The organism is Streptomyces katrae (genome assembly GCF_000966975.1).
GTDB classification, from domain to species: Bacteria; Actinomycetota; Actinomycetes; order Streptomycetales; family Streptomycetaceae; genus Streptomyces; species Streptomyces katrae.
Genome location: NZ_JZWV01001002.1, coordinates 1 through 7558 on the forward strand (window position 1 = coordinate 1; position 7558 = coordinate 7558).

A 7558-nucleotide genomic window follows, 5' to 3' on the forward strand; every position below is an offset into this window, starting at 1 on the left:
GACACCGCCTGCGTCGTCGCGAGGACGGGGCGGTGCGGTCGCCGACGCCACGCAGCTCTGTGCGGACCGGAAAACGCCGGACGGGAAGGGCCCAGTCTCTCCAGGCAAGGGAAAACGGTGCTGTGGTGGCTGGAGGAGCCGGGCAGCATAGCGGTGTGGCTGATCTGCTGTGGGATGAGTGAGCGGTTTCTTCGACCCGGATCTGATGGGGGCGCTGCCGGACGTGCGTGTTCCGGGTTGCTCGGTGGAGGACTGGCAGGCTGTCCTCGACCTCGTCGAAGAGCGGGGCTGGAAGTACCAGTACTCCGAGGGAGAGACGGTGCTGCCGGTGCCTCGGGCAGAAGCCGTGTTGTCCCGCCCGGTGGATGCGGAGTGCCCGACCTTGCGGGTCTGGCCGACTGACGACGTGCTGGCGATCTTCCGTTTTCTTGAGGACGAGGTCATCGACTTCGACGTCGACTTGCGGGAGTTGCAGGGTCAGGAGCGGCTTGATGTGCTTTGCGGCTTCTTTGGGGAGATTGGGCGGCGTCTGGGCAAGCCGGTCCTGATGGATCCGCAAGGTGACTACGGCCGCCCCGTGCTCGGTTTTGACACCGGGGTCCAGCGGGTCGTTCTGCTGGCTGATCGGCCGGACACATGACCCCGGCTGCCGGCTGCGGTCATCGGACGGTCCGTGCCGTAGCAGGTCCGGGGTGCCGGGGTAACTCCAAGCGTCGTCGATGCAGCCTGAGACTGCTCAAGCGGCCCTGGTGAAACGGCCCGATGTTCGGTGTCTTTGTGGCACTGGGCGACGGTCCCGCTCATCCGGTCTACCCAGGAGTGGGGTTCATCTCCTACGCCGGCCTGTCACGGCAACGCTGCGACACCGGTACCGCCATCGTCCAGGTAGGGCAGCGCCTTCTGTGCGAGTTCCTCCAGTGCGACACCTGGCTCTGGGAAGCGCGGCTGTCCTTGAAAGCCACCCACAGCCCGACCTGTTCCAGATGTTCGCCGATGCCACGGAGCCTGGGCAGAGGCTGCCTGGAACCGTCACCAAGCTGGTTCCCTTCGGGGCCTTCGTCCAGGTAGCCCGTGGCATCGAAGGGCTGGTTCACGTGTCGGAGATCGCCTGGACGCCTGTCGAGGATCCGTCGGACGTCGTCCAGCTCGGCGACGAGATCACCGGTCGTCGTCACGGCAGTGGACAGGAGCCGCCGGAGACTTTCCCTCTCCCGGCGTCAGGCCCTACGCGCTCCGAACGCCATGTAGGGGGCGGCGGGTTCTTCCTCGCGGGACGCGGCATTCCCTCACGACCGAATGCCCCCACCGGCTGGCCCACCGGCCGAGAGTGGCGAGCGCCGGACTGTTGTCCGCGGACAACAGTCCGCCCTTGAAGCCCATCTCGCACAACGCCGCCGGAAGCGGGAAGCCGGAACAGGCGATGTTCGTGAACGGGCAGGTGCAGCGCAGCGTCAGCGGAGGGGTTCGAGGTAACCCGTTCGCGTGGGGCGCTCCCTGCCGCGTACGTTCCGCGTATGACCAGGACGACGCCGGCCAGGCCGGTTGAGGTGGAGGCCGTGTTCCCCGAGCTCGCGGCGTACCGAGGGCGGACCACGCGTCTGCACCCGAGGCCCGGCCGGCCGGGGCGGCACGACAGCCATGTCGGCGGGCCATTGCTGTGGCCGGGGGACGAGCCGTGGCCGGTCTGCCGCGAGCCCCACATGCCCGAGACCGAAGGGTACGCACCGGACGAGATCCGCGCCGCCCGGGCCGTGGGCGCCTGGCCGCGGAGCCAGCCGTGGCCAGGCGCCGGCAGCCCTTGGACGGGTGGGCCGGTGCCCTTCGTGGCGCTCGCACAGTTCTTCGGCCGGGACGTTCCCGGCCTGGCCGCCGGTCCCGGCGGCGCTGACCTGGTGCAGCTTCTCCGCTGTCCGCTCACCCACGGCCCGTACCTGGAGCGCCGGTACCTCCTGCGGTGGCGGCAGGCCTCACAGACCGAGAGCGCGGACCGCTTCCTCACTGCCGCGCCCGAAGTGCCGTTGCTCCCCCGGGAGCACGAACTCCCCGAACCCTGTGTCCTGCACCCCGAACAGGTGGAGACCTATCCGTGGGCGGAGGACGACACACTGCCGGCTGCACTGATCGCCCGCATCGACGCCTGGGAGGATGCCCAGACGGCGGAAGCCGGCCGCGACGCCCCCAGCTACCAGGGCGACCTCTCGATCCCACCCGGCTGGAGGGTCGGTGGCTTCCCCAGCTGGGCGTCTACGGGCCCGATGGACATCACGTGCACGTCCTGTGCGGACCCGATGCGGCTCCTGCTGACAGCCGAGGGCTATGAGATGGACTCCGGCTCGCACAGCTGGATGCCGCTCGAAGACCGCGATCCGTCGCTGCAGGGGATGGCCTCGATCCAGGGCGGCCAGTCCGTCACCCAGCCCACCCGACTCCGCTTCGGCCGCGACCGCGACCTCCACGTCTTCACCTGCCCGACCGACCCGGGACACCCACCTCGATGGGTACTCTCCTGACGTACCTCGGTGGTTTCGTGCTCCCCGACTTTTGTCCTCGGACAAAAGTCGGGGCACCTCCGAACTCCTCATCAGGACCCGTGAGGGTGGGGCGGACGCAGGGTCAGTCCGTGGCCGGCCACTCGTACACGGTCGACTCCACCGACATGTCCCGGACACCCTTGAGTCGAACATCCGTCGGAGGCTCGAACTCGAAGCGCTTCAAGGGGTCGTTCACCAGGCGCAGGGTGGGCCTGCCAGCGCCCTCCTCGAGGTGCGAGGCGATCACGAGGGTGTAGTTCTCGCCCTCCGACCACGCCCTGATGAACTCCGAGCGCGTCAGGTTCAGCTCACTGGGGACAGCACGTCCGTGAGCCTTGATCTCGTAGTAGCGCCCGGTCGAGTCGTACGCGTCGGCACCTACGCCCGCTGCACCTCGCTGGTCCGACAGTTCGACGCCCTTCTCCTCAAGGATGCGGCCGAGGGCGTCGAGGACGAGCTCTTCCTTGTCGTGGTCCGTGTAATCGAGCGGTGAGTCCTGGTTGCGGGGCGGCGCCCCGCCGGGCCTCGGGTGGGTGAGCGGGGCTACGCGGGGGAGGCGAGGGGGCGCCGCCGCTCCTCCCGGGCAGGCAGGGGTACTGCCCGGTGCGGTTCCGGTACGGGAGACCTTGCCAGGCAGCGCGTTGAAGGTGGCCGAGTCCACCAGGGGGCGCGGGTGCGGTGCCGGCTGCGGACCGGCTTGGGCGCTGGGCGACGGACCACCGGCAGGACCACCACCGGGCACGGGTGCGGGGCCACCACCGGGCACGGGTGCGGGGCCAGTGGCGGACGCGGGTGAGACGCGCGGTGTGCCGGAGCCCCGCTGAGCGGGCAGCTTCCGTGACGGAAGGGCCGCAGCGGGAGCGAGCCGCGCGCGGCGGTGAAGTTCCTCGGTGAGACGTTGCTGATCCTCCCGGTCCCGCTGTGCGGCGGAGGTGAGTGCGGTCGCGGTGGCGGATTCCGTCAAGCCGTCCTCCCACACGTCCCGCCAGCCGTGGCCCACGCGCGTTCGGCTTTCCTCGAAGTGGGCGGCGATGGCCGCCCCCGCGCCAGCCTTGGTGGTCAGTGCCGTGTACGAGCTCAGAAGGAGCGTGTTGCGGCTGCGGTCGATGTGCGCGTCGACAGGGAGCTCGATCGGCTCGTACGCGCCGCCGGGCGCAAAACGGATCCGCAGGTCGGGGAGGAGCCGGACCTCCAGGGCGGCCAGCCAGCTCCAGCCGGTGAACGCCTCCGCCGTCTCGGGTTCGTCGCGTACCAGGAGGTCTTGGAGTGCGGTGATTCCCCGCCTGAAGTCCTCCGTGAGGGTCATGTCGGCGGGCCCCTTGAGCCCGAAGCCCGCCACACCGTCCTGTCTCTCGGTCTCGCACAGGACTTCCGCGTTCACGGCATCCAGTGGAGTGACCCGCAAGAGCTTGAACAAGTCGGCGAACTGCTGGACGTTTCCGCCTGGCTTCCACAGGGGCAGGTGGTCCGCCAAGGCCCGTGCGATTGCGGAGTCGGCCACGGCGAACGCCGCCCGGTCCCTGCCCTTGGCCCAGCCTTTCGTCGTCCACAACGGAAGGGTGCGAAGCCTGTTCTGCAGGCCCAAGGCGATCGGCGCGTCATCGGAGGAGGTCAGGTCCCGCAGGCGGCGCAGGGCGTGGAGCATGACCTGCTCGTGCTCGGGACCGGGGGCAGTGCCCGTCGCGGAGATCTCCTTCAGTACGTCGATGAGTTCATCGGCGCCGGGCTCGGGGATGCCCAGCACCTTCCACAGGGACGCGACGTCCGATCCGGTCAGGGCGAAGGGACGAAAGCCCCGGAGGATCGCGGAGCCCCTGAAGCATTCACCGGATCGCTTCCAGCCCTGGTCGGTCAGTACGAGGTCCTCGTTCAGGAACTCGTAGCGGATCTCCTTCTCCACCGCTGACTGGGGTGTGCCTTCGGGCCGGTGCGTCAGACGTCGGGCAAGGGACCGGTAGACCAGCAGGGCCTCCGCCCTGAGACTGTCCGGTACATCGGTGTGGTCGTCGGTACGGCGCTCGCGCAGCTCGCGCAGCCGCTCCATCAAGCGCGGTACGTCGGGGTCACCGGAGACCCCGAGAGCGGTGAGCACCTCGGTGCGGGTGGCCAGCGCCTCGTGGATGGCCGGGTGCAGGTAGTCGGGATCCTCCGTTCCGTAGAGGGCCTCCGTGTCCTGCGTGCGCAAGGTGAGGTCGGCCGGGTTCCGCAGGCGTCCCCGGCTGTCTTCCAGCCAGGGGGTCTGCCGGAGCTTCCACACCCACATGGCAGCCGTGACGCCCCTCTCGGTCCACTTGCGACGACCCCGGGCCATCGAGACGACGGCCTCGTCGGAACTGGTGAGAGGTGCGAGGAGCGTGCGCAGCAGGGCAGACGTGCGGCGTCGCCGCTCGTCCAGGTCCTTTTCCGAGGTGATGTTCCTGATCACGGCCTCGAGATCACTGCTGATCAGGTCGTCCAGCGTGTAGTTGGCTTCGTTGTTCCACATCTGGCTCCATCGGCCTGACACGAACCACATGCAGTCCCGCGCGAGGCCAAGGCGTGGATCATTCGGATACGTCTTGATGTATGCCTGGTGAAGGGAGGCGTTCACTGGCGTGAGCCTGGGGGAGTCCGCCACTCCCAGCAGCCGCAGAAAGCCTGTTCGACTCAGACCGCCTGCCTGAGCTGCGGAGAGCAGCGACCGCGCGTACGAGCGGCGTACCCATACCAAGCCGGGCGTTCTGCGTGCCGCGACCTCGAACCGGTCTCCGTCGGCGGTCTCCAGCGCCTGGGGGAGATAGGCGGCGCCGGGCTTCACGCGGCGGGCCTGTTCAGTCCCGTCCGGCTTGTAGGTGAAGCCGTCGAGGTGGATGGTCCGCCCGATGCCCGGCCCCAGCGAGTTGCGCTGGGCCTTGGGCATCTCACCGAGCGCCCGCTGGAGTGCCATGAGGCGGGCGGCATCCGTCGCCTCGTCGGCGTGGGGGAGCGTCCCGCCGGTCCTGCCGAGGCGGGCGACGATCCTCAGCACGGCCGGTGTGTCCTCCCGGCGCACCAAGCAGTTCAGGCGACGTAGCCAAGCCGTGACCGCGGTCGACGAGCCGTTGTCCTCCGCGTAGGCGGGATGCAGGTCATGGACGATGCCGAGCACGTCCAACGCGCCGGTGGTCTCGCCGGCTACGTCGGCGAACGTGTTCTGGCTGGGGTCGGGTCGCAGTCGACGCCCGTCCGCGGCGACCACGCAGGCCCTGCCGGTCAGCTCGTGCTCATGGCCGTTTTCGAGGGCGACAGCGGTGAGTCGCACCAGTCGCGCGACGTCCTGCCGCCTGTCGTCGGAGAACAGGCAGAGTGCGTCCCGGACGCGTACCTCGGGCCGCAGGCCAGCGGCCGCAGCGGTACGCCAGTCCGCGAGTACCCGACGCCAGCGGCCGCCGCTGTCGCGGACCGCTTCGGGGAGGGCGTGGGGAGCCTGGCCCAGGCGGGCGATGTCACTGCCGTCGAGCACCCCTGACAATGCGGCCTCCTCGACCGCGAACTCCTTCAGCGGGGCGGGCTTGCGGCCTCCGGGGACGCTCACGGTGAGTTCGACGGCGAGTGACTGCCGGGCGCGGTCGAGCAGCTCGGCGTGGATCCGGCTTTGCAATACGTTCGGATCGCTGGAGCCGGCCGCGCGGGGCAGCGGAATCAGGTGCCATGCCGTGGGGTCCACCCCTTCCAGGACGTCGCGTACGCCGGCTGCCCACAGGTCGGCGATGACCGGCACGAGTTGCGCGTTGAGGTGGCTGCTCGTGAAACCCTCACGGTTGGCCACCGGGTCGAACTGGCTGTGGACGCGGGTGGCGACTTCCAGCGCGGCCACGGGCAGACCGGCATGGACACTGCCCCCCATGCCCTGCGCCAGGGGGAGCGCGACCCCCACCGGCACCGTCGTGCCCAATGCCTTGTCGCTGCGCTTCCAGTCGGCGTGTGGCGGTACGTGAGCGGTGTACACCCGCCACACTGATCCGTCCGTCGCCCGGGCGTGTTGCACTTTCACCTCTTGCTCGGCGCCGTCGACCAGGAGCCGTTGCAGTGCGACGTCCTCCCAGGACAGCGTCAGCACGGTGCTGAGCTCGCCAGCGGTCACCTCGATACGGCGAAGGTCGCGCAGGAACAGCAGGGAGGCATCGCTCCACTGCTCGAACCAGGTGAAGAGCTCCGGTGGTGTCACGGTGTGCACGGTCATGGGGATACGGAAGACCGTCCACTCAGGTCCGCAGATCCCGGCCGGGAACTTCGGCGGGGACACGGGTTCCAGGCTGTTTCCGGAGAAGCGCACGTGGAAGGGGTGGCAGTGCACTTCCCACACCGTGGTGAGGGCACGGAGGGTGGAGAGGCCGATGCCGAAGCGGCCGGTGGCAGTGGCATCGCCCTCCTTGCCACTGAGCCAGGGCATCCCCAGAAGAAGGAGATCTGCCGCGTGCAAGCCCGCCCCGTCGTGGGCGATCAGCAGCTCGTCGGACCGCAGCATGATGCGCAGCTGGCCGGCCCCCGCGTCGTCTGAGTTCTGGACGAACTCGGAGAGCACCTGGAGCGGATCGGCCGAGAAGGCCCCGGCTCCACGCCGTGCGCCCTCGGCCACCATGCGGTGCACCCCGAGGCCACCACGCAGCCCTTCGTCGAGGAGCCGGACGATGCGTGCGGCATCCGCGAGCGTGGACACCTCCACCGTCGTGTGCGTGTGCGGGTCTTCCAGCATCATGTGTACCGCTGCTGCGAGAGCGTCCACGTCCGAATTCCTCCCCTGGCTGTCCTGTGGTGCTGACAAGCCTGCGGCCCGGGACGGATACCGATCACCGGGCGAGCGTCATCCGGCCATGTTGCTGCGGTTCCGCAGGGGCTCGCCCCGGTCGGCGGGATCCTGTAGTGCCGGTGACATGAGTGGGGGAGGGGTGAAACAACGTGCGGGCGGTATGTCGAAGGCGGCGCAAACTCGTCCCCGTCGCCCCGCCGTTGTCAGACCGGCCTGGTATCCAGCCCGGTCCTTCGCCCGGCTTTTGTCCGCGGACAAA

General features: G+C 69.2%; 3 protein-coding genes and 1 pseudogene. 3 read left to right on the forward strand and 1 reads right to left on the reverse strand.

The features are described from left to right. Positions 1-155: 155 nt before the first annotated feature. From VR44_RS31105 to VR44_RS31115, 3 genes and pseudogenes are all read left to right on the forward strand, one after another. Positions 156-640, forward strand: a pseudogene (locus VR44_RS31105) (hypothetical protein). A gap of 343 nt (positions 641-983) precedes the next feature. After that, complete coding sequence (locus VR44_RS47800) at positions 984-1373, forward strand: S1 RNA-binding domain-containing protein (RefSeq protein ID WP_245692593.1); 390 nt, start codon at positions 984-986, stop codon at positions 1371-1373. Between the two features lie 450 nt (positions 1374-1823). Continuing rightward, entirely contained in the window at positions 1824-2510 is a 687-nt protein-coding gene (locus VR44_RS31115) for a hypothetical protein (RefSeq protein ID WP_342669413.1), read from the forward strand. Positions 2511-2613: 103 nt separating this feature from the next. Here the strand turns inward: VR44_RS31115 and VR44_RS31120 are convergent, their stop codons facing one another. Next, positions 2614-7275 (reverse strand): ATP-binding protein, encoded by a 4662-nt coding sequence (locus tag VR44_RS31120; protein ID WP_169791062.1) that lies wholly within the window; start codon positions 7273-7275, stop codon positions 2614-2616. Positions 7276-7558 lie beyond the last annotated feature (283 nt).